The organism is Cellulomonas sp., assembly GCF_965229465.1.
Lineage (GTDB): Bacteria > Actinomycetota > Actinomycetes > Actinomycetales > Cellulomonadaceae > Cellulomonas.
Window position 1 is genome coordinate 2,818,050 of record NZ_OZ245882.1, and the last position, 15,942, is coordinate 2,833,991.

16 protein-coding genes and 1 tRNA gene are annotated in these 15,942 nt (G+C 73.8%); 10 read left to right on the forward strand and 7 right to left on the reverse strand.

Annotated elements, in window-relative coordinates:
* Positions 1-75 precede the first annotated feature (75 nt).
* Positions 76-849 carry a phosphate ABC transporter ATP-binding protein gene (locus ACO06A_RS13465; RefSeq protein ID WP_421736064.1) on the forward strand — a complete coding sequence of 258 codons (774 nt, stop codon included), beginning with the start codon at positions 76-78 and terminating at the stop codon, positions 847-849.
* A 192-nt stretch (positions 850-1,041) separates the two neighbouring features.
* Positions 1,042-2,022 (forward strand): alpha/beta fold hydrolase, encoded by a 981-nt coding sequence (locus ACO06A_RS13470; RefSeq protein WP_421732748.1) that lies wholly within the window; start codon positions 1,042-1,044, stop codon positions 2,020-2,022.
* 64 nt (positions 2,023-2,086) lie between these two features.
* On the opposite strand, the gene ACO06A_RS13475 is transcribed toward ACO06A_RS13470, so the two are convergent.
* Positions 2,087-3,535, reverse strand: a complete 1,449-nt coding sequence (locus ACO06A_RS13475) for a PLP-dependent aminotransferase family protein (RefSeq protein WP_421732749.1) — start codon at positions 3,533-3,535, stop codon at positions 2,087-2,089.
* 74 nt (positions 3,536-3,609) lie between these two features.
* Between ACO06A_RS13475 and ACO06A_RS13480 the strand changes: the two genes are divergently transcribed.
* The 4 genes from ACO06A_RS13480 to ACO06A_RS13495 all read left to right on the forward strand — a co-directional run bounded on the left by ACO06A_RS13480 (position 3,610) and on the right by ACO06A_RS13495 (position 7,783).
* Positions 3,610-4,596 (forward strand): aldo/keto reductase, encoded by a 987-nt coding sequence (locus ACO06A_RS13480; RefSeq protein WP_421732750.1) that lies wholly within the window; start codon positions 3,610-3,612, stop codon positions 4,594-4,596.
* A 149-nt stretch (positions 4,597-4,745) separates the two neighbouring features.
* Entirely contained in the window at positions 4,746-6,080 is a 1,335-nt protein-coding gene (locus ACO06A_RS13485) for a hypothetical protein (RefSeq protein ID WP_421732751.1), read from the forward strand.
* Positions 6,081-6,149: 69 nt separating this feature from the next.
* Positions 6,150-7,316, forward strand: coding sequence for a molybdopterin-dependent oxidoreductase (locus ACO06A_RS13490; RefSeq protein ID WP_421732752.1), 1,167 nt, complete (start codon positions 6,150-6,152; stop codon positions 7,314-7,316).
* A complete protein-coding gene (locus ACO06A_RS13495; protein ID WP_421732753.1) occupies positions 7,313-7,783 on the forward strand; it encodes a hypothetical protein in 471 nt (156 codons plus the stop codon). Before ACO06A_RS13490 ends, ACO06A_RS13495 begins: the two co-directional genes overlap by 4 nt.
* A gap of 6 nt (positions 7,784-7,789) precedes the next feature.
* Here ACO06A_RS13495 and ACO06A_RS13500 read toward each other — a convergent pair whose 3' ends face one another.
* The 3 genes from ACO06A_RS13500 to ACO06A_RS13510 are packed head-to-tail and all read right to left on the reverse strand — an operon-like array spanning position 7,790 to position 9,734.
* On the reverse strand, positions 7,790-8,419 hold the full coding sequence (locus ACO06A_RS13500) for a methyltransferase domain-containing protein (RefSeq protein WP_421732754.1): 630 nt from the start codon (positions 8,417-8,419) through the stop codon (positions 7,790-7,792).
* On the reverse strand, positions 8,419-9,075 hold the full coding sequence (locus ACO06A_RS13505; RefSeq protein ID WP_421732755.1) for a TIGR04282 family arsenosugar biosynthesis glycosyltransferase: 657 nt from the start codon (positions 9,073-9,075) through the stop codon (positions 8,419-8,421). The genes ACO06A_RS13500 and ACO06A_RS13505 overlap by 1 nt, the downstream gene beginning before the upstream one ends.
* Entirely contained in the window at positions 9,072-9,734 is a 663-nt protein-coding gene (locus tag ACO06A_RS13510) for a glycosyltransferase family 2 protein (RefSeq protein WP_421732756.1), read from the reverse strand. Before ACO06A_RS13510 ends, ACO06A_RS13505 begins: the two co-directional genes overlap by 4 nt.
* Positions 9,735-9,868: 134 nt before the next feature.
* Between ACO06A_RS13510 and ACO06A_RS13515 the strand changes: the two genes are divergently transcribed.
* Together ACO06A_RS13515 and ACO06A_RS13520 are read left to right on the forward strand one after the other, a co-directional pair.
* On the forward strand, positions 9,869-10,588 hold the full coding sequence (locus ACO06A_RS13515; protein ID WP_421732757.1) for a response regulator transcription factor: 720 nt from the start codon (positions 9,869-9,871) through the stop codon (positions 10,586-10,588).
* Positions 10,585-11,718 carry a sensor histidine kinase gene (locus ACO06A_RS13520; protein WP_421732758.1) on the forward strand — a complete coding sequence of 378 codons (1,134 nt, stop codon included), beginning with the start codon at positions 10,585-10,587 and terminating at the stop codon, positions 11,716-11,718. The genes ACO06A_RS13515 and ACO06A_RS13520 overlap by 4 nt, the downstream gene beginning before the upstream one ends.
* A gap of 2 nt (positions 11,719-11,720) precedes the next feature.
* Here ACO06A_RS13520 and ACO06A_RS13525 read toward each other — a convergent pair whose 3' ends face one another.
* Positions 11,721-12,746: an NAD-dependent epimerase/dehydratase family protein gene (locus tag ACO06A_RS13525; protein ID WP_421732759.1), complete on the reverse strand. Its 1,026-nt coding sequence runs from the start codon at positions 12,744-12,746 to the stop codon at positions 11,721-11,723.
* A 103-nt stretch (positions 12,747-12,849) separates the two neighbouring features.
* On the opposite strand from ACO06A_RS13525, the gene ACO06A_RS13530 reads away from it, so the two are divergent.
* The gene (locus ACO06A_RS13530) at positions 12,850-13,659 is read left to right on the forward strand and encodes an S-methyl-5'-thioadenosine phosphorylase (RefSeq protein WP_421732760.1); all 810 of its coding nucleotides are present in this window, start codon (positions 12,850-12,852) and stop codon (positions 13,657-13,659) included.
* 109 nt (positions 13,660-13,768) lie between these two features.
* On the opposite strand, the gene ACO06A_RS13535 is transcribed toward ACO06A_RS13530, so the two are convergent.
* Together ACO06A_RS13535 and ACO06A_RS13540 are read right to left on the reverse strand one after the other, a co-directional pair.
* Positions 13,769-13,844 (reverse strand) — tRNA-Arg (locus tag ACO06A_RS13535).
* Between the two features lie 51 nt (positions 13,845-13,895).
* Positions 13,896-14,546, reverse strand: coding sequence for a FadR/GntR family transcriptional regulator (locus ACO06A_RS13540; protein ID WP_421732761.1), 651 nt, complete (start codon positions 14,544-14,546; stop codon positions 13,896-13,898).
* A gap of 114 nt (positions 14,547-14,660) precedes the next feature.
* Here ACO06A_RS13540 and ACO06A_RS13545 point away from each other — a divergent pair, with 114 nt between their 5' ends.
* Positions 14,661-15,917 (forward strand): CynX/NimT family MFS transporter, encoded by a 1,257-nt coding sequence (locus tag ACO06A_RS13545; protein ID WP_421732762.1) that lies wholly within the window; start codon positions 14,661-14,663, stop codon positions 15,915-15,917.
* The last annotated feature ends 25 nt before the right edge of the window (positions 15,918-15,942 follow it).

Sequence of the window (15,942 nt, forward strand, 5' to 3'; positions counted from 1 at the left end):
GGGCGTCCCGGCTCCGTCGGACTGCTCGCCGCGCCGCCGGTGCACGAGCTCCCCCCGTCCGTCTCCCCGAGCCGGCTGGCGGAGCTGCGCGCCCAGTCGATCTCGGCGTGGTTCGGCAAGCACCAGGTGCTCGACCGGGTGTCCCTGACCATGCCCGCGGGCATCGTCACCGCGCTGATCGGCCCGTCGGGCTGCGGCAAGTCCACCTTCCTGCGGATCCTCAACCGCATGCACGAGCTGGTGCCGTCGGCCGCTCTCGCCGGTGAGGTCCTGCTCGACGGGCAGGACATCTACGACCCGTCGCGGCGGCTGACCCAGGCGCGTCGGGACATCGGCATGGTGTTCCAGAAGCCCAACCCGTTCCCGGCGATGAGCATCAGGGAGAACGTTCTCGCCGGCCTCCGGCTCACGGGCGTGCGCGCGTCGAGCTCGGAGAAGGACCAGCTCGTGGAGGAGTCGCTGACCAAGGCGGGCCTCTGGCGCGAGGTCCGCGACCGTCTGAGCGCGCCGGGTGGCGGACTGTCGGGTGGTCAGCAGCAGCGGCTCTGCATCGCTCGGTCCCTCGCCGTCCGGCCCCGGGTGCTGCTGATGGACGAGCCGTGCTCGGCGCTCGACCCGACGTCGACCCGCGTCATCGAGGAGACGATGACGGAGCTCGCCCGTGAGGTGACGATCGTGATCGTCACGCACAACATGCAGCAGGCCGCACGCGTCTCGCAGCAGTGCGCGTTCTTCCTCGCCTCGCAGGGCACGCCCGGCGTCATCGTCGAGCACGGCGACACGCAGGCCATGTTCCAGTCGCCGCAGGACGAGCGCACGGCCGCCTACGTCGGCGGGCGCTTCGGGTGAGAGCCCGGGAACCGTGGCCCGGAGGCCAACACTCGCCCGTGACGCGATTGAGGGTGCGAGTCAGGTGTGTCCCGGATGCCCCGGTGCCCACCCATCTGCGAGGGTCTGACCATGCCTGACCTGGTTGACGCCCCTGCGGCGCCCGAGCTGACGCCCGAACGACCGCGACGTGGCAGGTGGCGGAGGCGGCTGGTGCGCACCGTCGTCGGCATCCTCGTCGTCGTGGTCGGCCTGCTCGGAGTCCTGACGGTCATCAACCAGGCCGCGAACGCCCTCGGCAAGGCGGGGCTCGACGTCCCGGGCACGCTGGTCGCGGTGGAGGGCGAGTCCCGGATGCACGTCTACTCGCGTGCGGAGCACCCCGGCGCGCCCACGCTGGTGTTCCTGACCGGCCTGGGCATGGGCAGCGCCTACTACGAGCTCCAGAGCGTGTGGGAGCCTCTCGCCGAGGACGTCAACATCGCCACGGTGGACTACCTGGGCTATGGCTTCTCCGACACGACGACGAAGGACCGGTCGAACCAGAACCTGGCCGCCGAGATCCACGCAGCGCTGCACGGCGCCGGCGTGGAGGGCCCGTTCGTGCTGGTGGCCCATTCCATCGGTGGCCTGTACGCGCTGGAGTTCGCCGAGCTCTACCCGGACGAGGTGGCGGGATTCGTGGGGCTGGACAGCACGTCTCCGGGTCAGCAGGCCGCGGAGGACTACGAGGGCGACCTCTCCCAGGACGGCGGGCTCCACCCCACCATGACCGTGGCGCGATTCATCGGCCTGGTCCGGGCGGAGCGGTGGATCAACGGCGACGACTCCACGCTCCTGCCGGCCAACCCGCTGCTCGACGACGAGGAGCAGGACCGCGACTGGCTGCTCGACAACACCAAGCTCGACCTGCGCCTCCTGGACGACGAGGTGAGCTGGGCCCTGCGCAACGACGTCGCCCTCGCCGGGCACCGCTTCGACGCGGCGATCCCCACGCTGATGGTCCTCGCGCAGGACACCGTCGACGCGGCGCACGAGTACGGCATGCCCGACTGGGTGGCGGTCCACGAGGCCGTCGCCAGCGAGCACCCGGAGAGCCGCATCGTCACGCTGGACGGATCGCACCTGATCTACCTGGATGCGCCCGACGACGTGGTGGGCCAGATCCGGCAGTTCCTCGCTGCGACGGCGTGAGCTGAGAGGGTGCGCGCCAGAGGACTCGAGACGGCCTCGGGAACGACTCGTGGGCGGTCGGAGCTCATGAGCCGGCACGCTCGCGTGCTCCGGACGGCGCCGCCTCGCTGACGGCCGCGGCCAGGCGGGCCACCGCCTCGTCCAGCCGTGCGTCGACCAGGTTGCCGTACCCGACGACGAGCGCCGGTGGGCGGGCCGTGGTCCCGACGCGATAGCGACCTGCCGGCACCACGCGCACGTCGCGTCGCGCAGCCAGCCGGGCCACGCTGTCCTCATCGACTCCGGGCGGCAGCCTGAGCACGACGTGCAGTCCCGCAGCGAGCCCCGTCACCGTCAGGCCCGGCATCCATCGCTCGAGCGCGCCGAGCAGAGCCGCCCGTCGGCGCCGGTACCGAGCGCGGGCCGAACGCAGGTGCCGGTCGTAGCCCCCGTCGGTGAGCAGCGCGGCGCAGGCGAGCTGATGCAGCGACGGGGGAGCGCTCGCGTCGACGTCGAGCCCCGCGCGCGCGGCCGGGACGTCGTCAGGAGGGACCAGCCACCCGATGCCGAGCCCCGGGGCGAGCGTCTTGCTCCAGGAGCCCACGAGCGCGACGCGGTCGGGTGCGAGCGCGCGCAGGGCCGCCACGGGGCGGCGGTCGTAGCGGAACTCGGCGTCATAGTCGTCCTCGATGATCACTCCGTCGACGGAGCGGGCCCATCGGACGAGCGCCTCGCGCCTCGCCGGGACGAGCGCGGCGCCGACCGGGAACTGGTGCGAGGGCGTCACCAGCGCGGCGCGAGCTCCGGTGCGCTCGGCCGCCTCCACGAGCGCGTCGGAGTCCACGCCGCCCTCGTCGACCGGCACCGGCACCGGGTGCAGGCCGGCAGCCGCGGCGACGTCGCGCAGCCGCGGCCAGCTCGGGTCCTCGACGAGCACGGACTCATGGCCCGCGGCGCGCAGGGAGCGCGCCAGGCGCGTCATGGCGTCCGCTGCGCCGTGCGTCACGACGACGGCGTCCGCATCGACCAGCACCGCACGCGTCACGGCCAGCCGATCGGCGAGCGCCAGCCGCAGCGAGGGCACGCCGCGAGGGTCCGGCGCGACGAGGTCGCCGGCGGTCGCGGACGCGACCGCCGTGCGCACCGCCGAGACCCAGGCCGCGCGCGGCAGGTGGCGCAGGTCCGGCACGCCCGGCCCGAGGTCGAACGCGGGCCGCGGACGGACCGCGCGATCGGGCGCTCGGGTGGGCGTGAGGGTGGGCCACGACGTGGACGCGACGCGGGTGCCCGCACCGGTGCGAGCATCGAGCACGCCCTCGGCCACGAGGCCCCCGTACGCCTGCGTGACCACCCAGCGCGAGACACCCAGGTCGCGCGCCAGTGCTCTGCTCGGCGGCACCGGGTCGCCCGGGCGGAGGCGTCCCTCGCGGACCGCGGCGCGCAGTGCCTGCTCGAGCGCGACGTGCACCGGCCGGCCGCCCTCGATCGTGACGAGCGCGTCGCCGACCCACCGATTGGACTGGTCGTCTGTCACAGGAATGGACCGTACTCCCGGTCCGCTGCGCGCCTAGCGTCGAACCTGTCACCAGAACGCACGAGGAGAACACCATGCAGCAGCGCACCATCGGCTCCGGCCCCACCTCCACCGACGTCAGCGTCCTGTGCCTCGGCACCATGCACTTCGGCACGCATACCCCGCGCGAGGTGGCCTTCGAGGTCCTCGACCGCTTCGTCGATGCCGGCGGCACCTTCCTCGACACCGCGAACAACTACAACGCCTGGGACGCGGGCGGCCACGGCCACGAGAGCGAGGACGTGATCGCCGCCTGGCTGGCCTCGCGCGGGCTGCGGGACCGCGTCCGCATCGCGACGAAGTGCGGCGCCGCCAAGAAGGACCCGAATCTGCCGCTGTCGGGCACGCCGCCGACGAACTACCAGGGCCTCGCCGCCGAGACCATCCACCGCGAGGCCGCGACGAGCCTGCGCCACCTGGGCGTCGACCGGCTCGACGTCCTCTACGGGCACGTCGACGACCGCGACACCGCCCTGGAGGAGACCGTCGGCGCTTTCGGCAAGCTCGTGGCCGACGGGGTGGTCGGCGTGCCGGGCATCTCCAACGTCACGACGTGGCGCGTCGTCGAGGCACGCGAGACCGCCGCCTGCCTGGCCGTCGAGCCGTACGGCCTGGTCCAGCAGCAGGGCGGCTACGTGTACCCGAGCCCGACGCCGTTCCGGAGCAGCTGGGTGTCGGGCGACCTGCTCGACTACGCCGCGTCCACGGGTGTCGACGGCCGCCCGCCGCTCGCCGTGACCGTGTACTCGCCCCTGCACCAGGGGGCGTACACGCGCGCCGACAAGCCGCTGTTCGGCGGCGCCGACCATCCGAGCAGCCGGCGTCGGGTCGAGGTGCTGCGCGAGGTCGCGCGCGACGCGGGCGCTACGGCGAACCAGGTCGCGCTCGCGTGGCTGCTCGGCGGGCCGACGCCCGTCATCCCGATCGTCGGCGCCCACTCGGTCGCGCAGCTCGACGAGTCGTTGGGCGCGCTCGACCTCGTGCTCGACGACGAGCTGCGCACCCGGCTCGACGAGGCCTGACCAGCGTCGCGTGCCCGTGGGCCTGCCGGGTGCACCAGAGCTGCGGTTCGCCACACCCACTCGTGCGGCCGGCTGTTGCTCGCGGTGAGCGCGCGGTCGTCATCGTCCCGTCATCGGTGTGCCCGGCCCAGCCGTGCCAGTCTGGCCGGGTGGACACCCGCCCGCCCGAGACGATCGAGCGACAGGGCACCGTGGTGACGACGTCGTCGCGAGGTTCGGTCGGGGCGGTCGCCGTCTGGGGTGCTGCCCTCCTCGGACTCTGGCTCACCGGGCGAGCGCTGACCGATGCTGGAGCGGTCGTCACGTACGGCAGCGCTCCGCCGTTCATGGGCTACCTGCACTGGCGCGCGTCGGTCGGCACGCTGGTCGCGGCGCTGGTGGCGTTGCTCGTCGTCCTGCTCGGCCCCCGGTTCGCCCGGTCCGCCTCCTGGGTCGTGGTCCTCCTCGTCGGCTGGACCGCGTCGGCAGCCTTCGCCGTCGCCCTGGCCACGACGGACGGCCTCCGTGCCCTCGCCGCACCGCTGACCCACGACCAGGACTATCTCGCCGTCGTGCCCAGGGTGCTGGAGGATCCCGCAGCCTTCGTCCGGTCCTACGCCGAGAATGCTCTCGACTACCCGGTCCACGTCCGCGGCCACCCACCGGGCATGCCCCTGCTCCTCGCCGGGCTCGACCGGGTCGGCCTGGGCGGCCCAGGTGCGGCGGCGGCGCTCGTCATCCTGGTCGGGACCAGCACCGTCGTCGCCGTCGGACTCACCGTGCGCGCCCTCGCGGGAACGGCCGGCGAGGACACGGTCCGTCGCGCACTGCCGGCCGTGGTGCTCGCACCCTCCGCCCTCTGGATGGCGACGACAGCCGACGCGTTCTTCGCCGGGGTCCTGGCGTGGGGGGTCGCCCTGCTGGCCATCGCCTCGACGCGGTCGGGGCGGGCCTGGCCGTGGGCGCTCGCGGCGGGGGTCGTGCTCGGCCTGTGCCCATTCCTGTCCTACGGCCTGCTGCCGATGGGCGCGCTCGCCCTGGTCGTCGGCGTGGTCACCCGGCGGTGGGTACCGACGGTCGTCGCCGGTGCGGTCGTCCTGGCGACCGTCGGCGCGTGGGCGGCCGCGGGGTTCTGGCTCCCGGACGGCCTCGCGGTGACCCACGTCGCCTCGAGCCTGGGGCGAGCGGCGGACCGCCCGTACCTGTACTTCCTCCTCGCCGACCTGGTGCTGCTCGGCGCACTCATCGGTCCGGCGGGGGTCGGCGGGCTCGTCGGTCTCCGCCGCCTCACGCGGGAGGTGCAGCTTCTCGTCGCCGTGGCGCTGGGCGCCGCGCTCGTCGGCGCCCTCTCCGGAGTGGAGCGCGGCGAGGTCGAGCGCATCTGGCTCCCGCTCGCGTGCTGGCTGGTCCCGGCGGCCGCCACTCTGGCCGACCGGCGCGCGTGGCTCGTCGCACAGGCCGCGGCGACCGTCGTCCTGCAGGTCGTCCTGGTCTCCCCGTGGTGACGCCCACCGTCAGGTAGCCGTCATCGGCGGCACGGGTCCGGCGTGACGCCGCCGACCTAGGGTCGAACGATGGTCCGCAGACGGTTGAGCGACCTCCGGAGGCGACCTCCGGAAGAGTCCGACTTCCGCTCCCCGATCCACGACCCACGCGTCGTCGCCCGGGTCGGCGCCGTGCTCGGCGCCGTCATCGTGACGGCGTTCCTCACCGGGCTGCTGTCCCACCTGCACCAGCATCCGATCGCCTGGCTGCCGCTGCCGCCGGTGCCGGCCTGGGGGTACCGGGTGAGCCAGGGCGTGCACGTCGCGGCCGGTCTGGCGGCGATCCCGCTGCTGCTGGCGAAGCTGTACGCCGCGTACCCGGCGCTGTTCCAGCAGCCTCGGCTGCGCGGTCCCACGCACGCGATCGAGCGCGCGTCCGTGGCGGTGCTCGTCGCGACGGCGATCTTCCAGCTGGTCACGGGGCTGCTCAACATCTTCCAGTGGTACCCGTGGTCGTTCTCCTTCGTCCGGGTGCACCTCGCGGTCGCCTGGGTGCTCGTCGGGTCGATCGTCGTGCACGTCGCGGTCAAGCTCCCGACGATCGCCGACGCCCTGCGCCACGCTGTGGAAGACTCGGCCGACTCGGCCGACGCCGACGGGCCTACCCGGCGTGGATTCCTGGCAGGTGTGGCGGTGACCGTGCTGGGGGTGACGGCGCTGACTGTCGGTCAGACCGTCCGACCCCTTTCCGGTGCCGCGCTCCTCTCGCCCCGGCAGTCGGGTGTCGGTGCCCAGGGCCTCCCGGTGAACCGCACGGCGAAGGGGGCGGGGGTCCTGGATCGCGCGACCGACCCGGCGTGGCGACTGTCGCTGCGCGGACCCGCGGGAACCGTCGAGCTATCGCGCGCCGACCTCGAGGCGATGGACCAGGTCACGGTCGCGCTTCCGATCGCGTGTGTGGAGGGCTGGAGCACGGTTGCCTCCTGGGAGGGCGTCCGCGTCGCCGACCTCGTGCGGCTGGTGAGCGAGCGAGCCGATGTCGACGCCCGTGTCGTCAGCCTGCAGCAGGCGGGGTCCTACAAGGAGTCGGTCCTGCCTGCCGAGTACACCCGGCACCCCGACTCCGTCGTCGCACTGCGGATCGGGGGCGAGCCGCTCGACCTCGACCACGGCTTCCCCGCGCGGTTGATCGCCCCGAACCGGCCGGGCGTCCTGCAGACGAAGTGGCTGGACCGGATCGAGGTGGTGCAGTCATGACGTCCTCGTGGTCGACCGGTCGGCTCGCCCTGCTGGCCCTGGGTGTCGTGCTGATGGGCACAGGTGTCGTCGTCGGGCTGACGACGGTGCCGCAGGGCCAGTGGCCGTCGGTGCTGATCTGGCTGGCAGGTGGCGTCGCGGTGCACGACGCGGTGCTCGCGCCGACGGCGATCGTGCTCGGCCTGGTCGTCCTGCCACGCCTTGGGGCGGACTGGCGTCCGGCAGTGCGCGCGGGCGGCCTCGGCGCCGCCGTCCTGGCCCTGTTCGCGGTCGTCGTCGTGGTGGCGTCAACGATGCGGAGAGACCCCTCGGTGGTCCCCGTCCCGTTGTCGACCTCGCTCGTCGTGGCGAGCAGCGTCCTCGTCCTGGCCGTGATGATCGGCGCGGCCCTCGGCACGGCGCGGCGACGCCCCACGCCGCACGTGCCTGCGGACGCCGACCTGGTGCCGCGCGACGACACGGACTGACCCGCGTCACTGCGCCCTGAGCGCCACGACCGTCCGACCGGCGATCCGCCAGTGCTCGAGGACGGTGAACCCACCGGCGGCAGCCAGTCGACCGAGAGTCTGCGAGCCGACGCGGGCCCACGGCAGAGGGCGGCTCGTGCGACCGTCCGCGTCGCGAAGGACCAGCGGTGAGGTGTCGTCGGCGGCATCGTCATGGTCCGTCTCGACCAGGACGAGACCGCGGGGCCGGACGAGGAGCCGGGACCTGGTCAACAACGCTCGCGGGTCGCCGCCGATGCCGATGTTCCCGTCCGCGAGCAGCACGGTGCCCCAGCGGCCCTCGGCCGGGACCGACTGCTCGACGGCTCGCCGCAGGGCGATCGCGCCCCGATCGCGGGCCTGCTCGACCGCTCGGGCGGAGATGTCGATGCCCAGTGCGGGGATGCCGCGCGCGTTCAGTGCGCCGACGAGCCGGCCCGGCCCGCACCCGACGTCGAGGACCGGAGCCTCGCACCGCGCGAGCATGAGGTCGTCGATCGCGTCGGGCTCGTCGCTCCAGCGCGCGACGGCGAGCGTGACGACGCCCGCTGAACCCAGCGCGTCGACGGCTGCGCCGTCGAGTGCGGCCTCGTAGAACGTCAGCGGGTGCGGGCGCATCACGAGCGCGGCCGGATCTGGCTGAGCCGGCGCCACTCGGCCGCGAAGCTCGTCCCAGGGGCACCGAGGGCGACGGCACGGGCGTCCGCAGGCTCGTCGATGTCCCGGAGGCGGGGAAGCAGCCGGACGCGAAGTCCGAGCGTGCGGAGCCGCGCGAGCTGGACCGCCCCGGTACGCGGGGTCGACATCGGTATCCCGTCGAACACCCGGTCGTCCGCCTCGCGCAGACCGATCGCCCAGTACCCGCCGTCGTCGGTCAGGCCGAGCAGAGCGTCCGCGCCGGCGAAGTCGACGGCGGCCAGGTGCACGCCGAGCTGGGGGGTGTCCATGCCGACGAGCAGGGCAGGGGCGTGCCTCGGCCGGTCGAGAGTCGCCCGGAAGGCCGCGGCGAGACGCGCCGCCAGGTCGCCGGGTGGCTGCGGGACGACGTCGGTGCCTGGCGGGAGCCACCGGCCCGGAACCCCGTCGAGGGCGACGATGCGGTGCGCGACCGGTGCAGCCGCGATCGCCTCGAGCGTGTCCTGGAGGCAGGCGCGTGCGAGCAAGGCCGCCTCCTCAGGACGGAACGCGGCGTGCAGTCGCGTCTTCACGCGTCCAGGGACCGGCGCCTTGGCCAGCAGCACCAGAGCCTGCGGTGGCTCTGCGGGCGCGCTCACGGGGCCAGGACCGCGGACATGTCGCGCACCGCGCGGACGATGCCCAGGGGGGTGCCGGTCACCTTCGAGCGGCCCTGTCGTGGTGCGTAGTCGACGTCCACCTCCGCGACGTGCCACCCGCGCTCGGCTGCTCGGACGACCATCTCGAGCGGGTAGCCCGAGCGCCGGTCACGCAGGTCGAGGTCGAGCAGTGCCGTCCGACGCGCGGCACGCATGGGACCGAGATCGTGGAGGCGGGTTCCGGTCCGACGGGCGAGCCGGCCGACGAGCACGTGGTTCGCCAGTCGCAGGTGCCAAGGCCACGCGGCACCCGACGTCGGCCGACGCCGGCCCAGCGCGAGGTCGGCCCCCGCCCGGACCGGTGTGAGGACCCGTTCCAGCTGTCGCGGGTCGAGGCTGCCGTCCGCGTCCATGAACGCGACCACGTCCGCGGTCGCCGCGAGCAAGCCGGCGTGGCAGGCCGAGCCGAAGCCTCGGGCGCTCTCCTGCACGACGCGCACGCCGAACCCCCGGGCGACGTCCGCGCTGCCGTCGGTCGAGCCGTTGTCGACGACGATCGCCCGCACCCCAGGAGGCACCCTCGGCAGCACCCACGCCAGGGCGACCGCCTCGTCGAGGCAGGGCAGCACCAGGTCCACCGTCGGCTCCACACGCGTCACACGTCGACGCTAGGTCGGCGCGCCGACGAGCGGGGTCCACGGGCGATGACCGTTCCATGACGGATCGGTCGTGCCCGCCGTCGAGGGGACGTCCGGGTCGGTCGTGCCCAGGTGCGCGGGCTAGCGTGACCCACATGGCGACCGTGCTGGTGGTGGACGACGAGGAGCTCGTGGTGCGCAGCGTCGCCGCCTACCTCGAGGCTGACGGGGTCCACGCGCGCGTGGCGGGAGACGCCCGCGAGGGGGAGCGCATCTGGCGGGAGTCGCGACCCGATGCGGTGGTCCTCGACGTCCGGCTCCCCGGCGCGTCCGGACTCGACCTGCTGCGCAGGATGCGGCTCGATGCCGATCGGACGCCCGTCGTCCTGCTCTCGGGCCTCGATACGGTCGACGACCGGATCGTCGGGCTGGAGTTCGGTGCCGACGACTACCTGACCAAGCCGTTCAGCCCGCGCGAGCTCGTGCTCCGGCTGCACGCGCTCCTGCGCCGCGGCGACATCCACCCCGGCGACGGCCTGAGCCCGGTCGTGGTCGGACCGCTCACCCTGCACCCCGCGGTCCGCACCGTGTCGCTGGCGGGGGCCGAGCAGACGCTCGCGCCCCGCGAGTTCGACCTGCTGCTGTTCCTGGCACGGCACGCCGGGTCGTCGTTCAGCACCCGGGAGCTGCTGCGCCGCGTGTGGGGCTGGGACTTCGGCGACGACTCCACGGTGGTCGTCCACGTCCGACGCCTCCGTCGCAAGTTCGAGGCCGACCCGTCGTCGCCGGTGCTGCTCACCACGGTGCGTGGCACCGGCTACCGACTCGGGACCGCCGACGAGCTGACCGCGGCGCTGGCCGAAGGCGCGAGATGAGCCGCGACCTGTGGTTCATCGCCGGTATGACGACACTCTGCGCCGTCGGCGTCGGCGTGCTGGGTGCACTCGTCGTCACCCGGGTCCGACGGGTGTCGCTCATCGCCGCCCTGGTCGTGACCGCCCTCGTCCCGGTGGCGGTCGTCGCGCTCGCGATCTGGGTCAACGTCGGGGCGATGTTCCTCTCCGACCACGACGCCGCGGTCGCGCGTCTCGTCCTCGGGCTCTCGTCGGTCCCCGCGGTCGTCCTGGCGGTCGTCCTGGGGCGGCTCGTGCTGGCGGACGTCCGCGCGGTCGGCGCGCAGGCGAGAGAGCTCGCCAGCGGCACCGGCGGGTCAGTCGCAGTCCCGGTCACGGCCGAGATCGCCGAGCTCGCGGCCGAGCTGGCCCGGACGCGCGCCTCCCTTCAGGCCTCGCGGGAGCGCGAGAGGGCGCTGGAGTCCGCCCGCCGGCAGGTCGTCGCCTTCGTGAGCCACGACCTGCGCTCGCCGCTCTCCGGTATCGGCGCGACGATCGATGGGCTGCGGGACGGCGTGATCACCGACACCACCGCCGCCTACCGGGGGATCGGCACCGCCGTCGACCGGCTGGGTCGCATGATCGACGACCTGGCGGAGCTCTCGCGACCCGACGCGCCGCCCTCGGTCCGGCAGCCGGAGACCGTCGAGCTCAGCGCGGTGCTCGGCGACGTGCTCCGCCACTCGGCACCCGTAGCGGCCGCGCAGGACGTCTCGCTGCTCGTGGACGTGGAGCCCGGGCTCGAGGTCGTCGGCGTGCCCGACGAGCTGGCGCGGGTGCTCGACAACCTCGTCGGCAACGCCGTGCGCAGCAGCGGTCCCGGCGGCGTCGTCCGGGTCGCCGGGTCGCGGGCCGACGGGCAGGTGCGGGTCGCCGTCGAGGACTCGTGCGGCGGCATCCCCGAGGACGAGCGCGCACACGTCTTCGAGGAGGGATTCCAGGGCGGCGGCTCCCATCGGGAGGCGGGCCGGGAGGTCGGGTCGGCGGGGCTCGGCCTGGCTATCGTCGGCACTGTGGTCGCCGCGCACGGTGGTCACGTCGGCGTCGAACCCACCGACGCAGGGTGCCTGTTCGAGGTGCGTCTGCCCGCGCGCGGCGTCCTGCTGGACTGACCTCAGGAGGCCGCCAGGCCGGTGGCGAGATCGACACCGGCCGACCACCCCAGCACGCGCTCGGCGCGGGTCGAGGAAGCCGTGACGTGCCGGACGTCGCCGATCCGGAACTGGCCCGTCACCACGGGTGCCGGGCCGCCGAGCGCCTCCGCGAGCGCAGCCGCGAGCGCCCCTACCGTCGTCACCGTGCCGGAGCCGACGTTGAGCGCGATCACCTCCCCGGCGCCGGTCACCCCGGTCGTCGCCGCGACGACGGCGCGCGCGACGTCCTCCACGTGCACGAAGTCGCGACGTTGGGCGCCGTCCTCGAACACCCGCGGTGCGCGACCGGCGGCGAGCTCCGACCGGAAGAGCGACGCGACGCCTGCGTAGGGCGTGTCGCGGGGCATCCCCGGGCCGTAGACGTTGTGGAACCGCAGTGCAAAGGCGCCACCATCCGTCTCCCTCGCCCACGCCCGCAGGAGGTGCTCGCCGTGCACCTTGGTCGCGGCGTACACGTTGCGCGGGTCCAGCGGGGCGTCCTCGGTCACCACCGTCGGCGTCAGCACCGCACCGCACCGCGGGCACCGCGGGTCGAAGAGGCCAGCCTCGAGATCGTTGACGCGCCTCGGTCCGGGAGCGACACGACCGTGCTGGGCGCAGTCGTACGCGCCCTCGCCGTAGACCACCATCGAGCTCGCGAACACGATCCGTCCGACCCCCGCGCGGTGCGCAGCGCGCAGCACCGCGGCGGTCCCCAGGTCGTTGTCCGAGACATAGTCGACGACGTCGTCGAGGTCGACCCCGAGACCGACCTTGGCAGCGAGGTGGACGACGACGTCCGACCCATGGACCCGCGACGCAAGGACCTCACCGTCCCGGACGTCGCCGACCACGAGGCGGGCACCGGCCAGGTCTGGCGCGTCGCCGCGGGAGTGCACGTCCTCCCGCAGGGAGTCGAGCACGGTCACCTCGTGACCTGCCGCGACGAGCTTGGACACCGTCGGCCTGCCGATGAATCCGGCTCCGCCGGTGACGAGGACACGCATCGCCCCAGCATCCCGCCGCGGACGGTCAGGGACGCATGACGAGAGCCTGACGGATCTGGCGGGCGGCCCTGGCCCGCGCATCGCCCGGGCTACGGTCGGCGGCATGAGCAGCAGCGCGTCGCCGATCGGCATCATCGGCGGTTCCGGCCTCTACCAGCTCCTCGACGACGCGCGGGCGGTGCCGGTCAGCACCCCGTTCGGCGACCCGAGCGACCCACCGCTGGTCGGCCACCTCGGCGATCGGCCCGTCGTGTTCCTGCCGCGGCACGGGACGGATCACCGGTTCCCTCCGCACCGCGTCAACTACCGCGCCAACCTGTGGGCGCTGCGCAGCCTCGGGGTTCGTCGGGTCGTGGCGCCGTCGGCCGTAGGCGCCCTGCGCCCCGACCTCGCTCGGGGGACGGTGGTGGTCCCCGACCAGGTGATCGACGGCACCTGGGGGCGCCCGTCGACGTTCTACGACGAGATCGGCGCGGTCGTGCACGTCGGCCTCGCCGACCCGTACTGCCCGCAAGGCCGTCGGGCGGCGGTCCGTCTCGAGCATCCGGGCATGCCGGTCGTCGACGGCGGGACGATGGTCGTCATCCAGGGGCCGCGCTTCTCGACACGAGCGGAGTCGCACCGCAACGCAGCGACCGGTGGCGACGTCGTCGGCATGACGGGGATGCCCGAAGCCGCCCTGGCCCGCGAGCTCGCCCTCTGCTACACGTCGCTCGCGGTGGTGACGGACGCCGATGCCGGCGTCGAGGCGTCCGGCGCGGTGTCGCACCAGGCGGTCCTCGAGGAGTTCGCGCGATCCGTCGACCGCCTCCGGCTGCTGCTCGCAGACCTCGTGGCCGCCCTGCCGCTCGACGACGCGTGCCCGTGCAGGGCATCGCTCGACGGCCTCGTGCTGCCCTTCGAGCTCCCGTGACCGGCTGGTGACGGCCACGAGCTCGCGAGGCGCCCGTTCGGTGCCGATCCGTGTCCTTGGTGCGGTGCGCACGTGAGGGCAACCCGGCCAGGCATTCCTGCAGTTCTCGTGGTGCCCGCGAAAGGACTCGAACCTTCGACCTTCTGCTCCGGAGGCAGACGCTCTATCCACTGAGCTACGCGGGCCGGGCACCGGACCCGGGGGTCCATGCGGAGCACGACACTACCAGCCGCGGCTCACTCGCCCAGCAGTGCAGACAGGTATCGCGTGGTCTCGTCGGCAGCCCTGCCGTCGTCGCCCGCCACGACGGCCTCGACCAGGGCGTCGTGGGCGTCGTGCCCGTGGGTGTCGGTGACGAAGTTGAACCGGATGTTCTCGCCGATGGCGTCCAGCAGGTTCTCGTACAGGGTCACCAGCACGGGGTTGGCGGCGGCGCGGACGATCGCGCGGTGCAGGTCGAGGTCGGTGGAGACCATCGCCTCGAGATCGCCCGCGTGGTAGGCCGCGGCGCGTTCGTCGCGACGCAGGCGCAGGCCGTCCGCGTCCGCGGGGGTCCGCCGCCGGGCAGCCAGGCGGGCGGCCTCGACCTCGAGGGCTCGTCGGACCTCGACGACGTCGCGCTGTCGGGCGTCGCCGATCTGCCGGCCCATGCTGGCCGCGAGCTCGTACCGGGAGACGACGAAGGTGCCGGAGCCCTGGCGCCGCTCGAGGAGCCCGGCGTGCACCAGGGACTGCACCGCCTCGCGCACGGTGTTGCGGCCGACGCCGAGGAGGTCCACCAGGGCGGGCTCGGGCGGGATCCGTGCCCCGACCGGCCACTGCTCCGACTCGATCCGTCCGCGGAGCTCGTCCACCGCGGTGTCGATGAGTCCGGTCCGTCGCACCATCCGGTTAGGCTCCGTTCCCAGGCATGCGGTGCAGTCAACACCGGGGGATCGGCCGGCGCCATACCTCCAGCGGATGATCTGCGGATCGCGCCTCCGCCTACCGGAGAGTTCTTCGTGCACCCGTCGACGCCCTCGCCCGCGCCCTGGCGCGGTCGGTTCGTCGTCCTGGCGGGCATCGTCCTCGTCGGGCTGAACCTGCGCATCGCCGTGGCGGCCGTGTCGCCGATCATCGACGTGGTCCGCCAGGACTTCGCGCTGAGCGCCACGCAGGTCGGGCTGCTCGGCACCATCCCCGTCGCGTCGTTCGCGGTGTTCGGCTCGCTGGCCACCCCGGTGGCGCGTCGGCTCGGGCTCGAGCCGACGATGATCCTGGCGCTCCTGCTCTCGGTCGGCGGGGAGGCGCTGCGCGCGCTCGCGGGGAGCGCGCCGGAGTTCCTCGTGTGGTCGGTGCTCGCGCTCGGGGGCCTGGGCATGGGCAACGTGCTGCTGCCGCCCCTGATCAAGCGGTACTTCCCCGACCGGATCGGCGCGGTGACGGCGGCGTACTCGGTGGCGATGTCGCTGAGCGCGGCGGTGCCCCCGCTGGTCGCGCTGCCGGTGGCCCAGGCCGTGGGCTGGCGCTGGTCGGTCGGGATGTGGGCGGTCCTCGGGCTCGCGGCGGTCGTGCCGTGGGTGGTGGTGATCGCGCAGTCGGTGTCAGCCCGCGCGCACCTGCGCGGCCTGCTGCGCCGGGCTCCCCGGCACGAGCGTCCCGCGGCGCTGGTCCGGGCGGGGGCGCAGGAGAGCCGGATCGTGTGGCGCTCGCGGCTGGCCTGGGCGCTGGTGCTCACGTTCTTCGCCAACACCACCTGCACGTACGTGCTGTTCGCCTGGCTGCCGGAGATCCTGGCCGACGCCGGTCTGGGCGACGACGTCGGGGGCCGCTGGCTCGCCGTGTTCGCGATCCTCGGCCTGCCGGCGTCGATCGTCTCGCCCGTCCTGACCGCCCGGATGCGCAATCCCTACCCGCTGGTCGTCGGCTTCGTCGCGTGCTGGGTGGTCGGGCTCCTGGGGCTGATGCTCGCGCCCGCGGACGGGACCGCCCTGTGGATGGTGCTGCTCGGCATCGGACCGGGGGCGTTCCCGATCATGCTCGCGCTCATCGGGCTGCGCTCCCGCACGCCCGCGATCGCCACCGCGCTGTCCGGGATGGTGCAGGGTCTCGGGTACGGGCTCGCGGTGGTCGGGCCCGTGGGGATCGGGATCCTGCACGACACCACGGGCTCGTGGGACCAGGCGTTCGCCGTGCTGCTCGCCCTGGTCGGGCTGCTGCTGGTCGCCGGCTGGTTCGCCTGCCGGCCGACGATGCTCGGCGCCGAGCCCGCTGCATAAGGGCTCGGTCCGGCTCGGTACCCTT

Excerpts from the sequence above, each read along its gene's own strand:
- ACO06A_RS13480 (WP_421732750.1), top strand. The coding sequence starts at position 3,610 with ATGCAGCAGCGCACCATCGGCTCCGGCCCCACCTCCACCGACGTCAGC.
- ACO06A_RS13490 (WP_421732752.1), top strand. The coding sequence starts at position 6,150 with ATGGTCCGCAGACGGTTGAGCGACCTCCGGAGGCGACCTCCGGAAGAG.
- ACO06A_RS13495 (WP_421732753.1), top strand. The coding sequence starts at position 7,313 with ATGACGTCCTCGTGGTCGACCGGTCGGCTCGCCCTGCTGGCCCTGGGT.
- ACO06A_RS13500 (WP_421732754.1), bottom strand. The coding sequence starts at position 8,419 with ATGCGCCCGCACCCGCTGACGTTCTACGAGGCCGCACTCGACGGCGCA.
- ACO06A_RS13515 (WP_421732757.1), top strand. The coding sequence starts at position 9,869 with ATGGCGACCGTGCTGGTGGTGGACGACGAGGAGCTCGTGGTGCGCAGC.
- ACO06A_RS13520 (WP_421732758.1), top strand. The coding sequence starts at position 10,585 with ATGAGCCGCGACCTGTGGTTCATCGCCGGTATGACGACACTCTGCGCC.
- ACO06A_RS13525 (WP_421732759.1), bottom strand. The coding sequence starts at position 12,746 with ATGCGTGTCCTCGTCACCGGCGGAGCCGGATTCATCGGCAGGCCGACG.
- ACO06A_RS13530 (WP_421732760.1), top strand. The coding sequence starts at position 12,850 with ATGAGCAGCAGCGCGTCGCCGATCGGCATCATCGGCGGTTCCGGCCTC.
- ACO06A_RS13540 (WP_421732761.1), bottom strand. The coding sequence starts at position 14,546 with ATGGTGCGACGGACCGGACTCATCGACACCGCGGTGGACGAGCTCCGC.